Source organism: Bradyrhizobium sp. Kon58 (assembly GCF_055807455.1).
In genome coordinates this window covers 1-247 of record NZ_JBVVOT010000588.1, presented here as the reverse complement: position 1 = coordinate 247, position 247 = coordinate 1, and the positions used below count along the sequence as shown (strand labels likewise).

The window sequence follows — 247 nt, the reverse complement described above, 5'->3', positions numbered from 1 at the left end:
GCATAACCGCCGTCAACGTTCATGCCGATGATCACCGGATTGTGGCAGTTCACCCCATCGCCCTGGCGGCAGGACGGACAACTGCCGTCTTCGCCGCCAAGAAAGCCGACCCCGACACGCTGTCCGATCATCCAGCCATCCACACCGGAACCTATCGCCTCGATTCGCCCGACGACTTCATGACCGGGCACGCGGGGATAACTGATGGCTCCCGTCAGATTTTCTACCGTTGCACTGTCGGAATGGC

The 247-nt window shown here is 60.7% G+C and carries 1 protein-coding gene; it reads right to left on the bottom strand.

Annotated elements, in window-relative coordinates:
* Positions 1-247, bottom strand: a 247-nt coding sequence (locus tag AC0L20_RS41585) for an alcohol dehydrogenase catalytic domain-containing protein (RefSeq protein ID WP_473295924.1), incomplete at both ends; no start/stop codon positions are given.